General features: G+C 65.1%; 2 protein-coding genes. One reads left to right on the top strand and one right to left on the bottom strand.

What is annotated here, in order from left to right:
- Positions 1-378, bottom strand: a 378-nt coding sequence (locus tag HKK72_RS39510) for a CBS domain-containing protein (RefSeq protein WP_187239465.1), incomplete at its 3' end; no start/stop codon positions are given.
- Positions 379-514: 136 nt separating this feature from the next.
- Here HKK72_RS39510 and HKK72_RS39505 point away from each other — a divergent pair.
- The coding region (locus tag HKK72_RS39505; RefSeq protein ID WP_187239464.1) for a hypothetical protein at positions 515-694 on the top strand (180 nt) is incomplete at its 3' end.

Raw genomic sequence — 694 nt, 5'->3', positions numbered from 1 at the left:
ACAACCCGTCGAAGCATCGACCACGGGAAGCCTGCTCACCCCATGCCGGCGCATGACACGCAGGGCGTCATCGACCGCCGCCGTGTCAGGAACAGTGATCGCCGGCGATGTCATGAGCTCAGAGGCAATGGTCCCCGAGGCCTTGCGCTGCCGGCGCCTGCCCCCCGGAGTGAGGTGGAACTCCTCTTCGGCGTCCGGATGGGCCGACTTGAGCAACAGATCGCTCTTGGAAACGACCCCCAGCACCTGGCCTGCCGGGCCAACCACCGGCAACGTACTGACATGCTGCCGATGCATACGCTCAACGATGTCCTTGAATGATGCCTTAGCCCCGACCGTCACGACCTCGGTCGTCATAACGCCCTTTACTGTGTGCATTCGCGTCTCCTCTTTCGGGGCGCAGGTACCGGGGCACCTGGCAGCGGGCATGTTCTGTTCTCGTGACGTCTGTAGCCGGCCGCCGCACGCTGCCGGGATTACGGCCGCTCTGGCCGAACCGCAGGATCATCTGGGGGTGGGCGCCACCGCAAAAACGCGTGCGGATGAACTCCCTCAGCTCGGCGACTTCCAGCGGCTGGGTGTGGAAGGCCGCCGATACGTCCTCTTCGGCGGCCCGCAGCAGGATCCGTTGCAGTGCCTGTCCGGCCGCCAGTCGATCGGCAGGCGCGTCACCGTTCGTCATCAACAGCATGAC

Source organism: Actinomadura sp. HBU206391 (genome assembly GCF_014323665.1).
GTDB lineage: Bacteria > Actinomycetota > Actinomycetes > Streptosporangiales > Streptosporangiaceae > Actinomadura_C.
The sequence above is the reverse complement of the archived record's forward strand: the minus strand, read 5'-3'. Positions and strand labels throughout refer to the sequence as shown.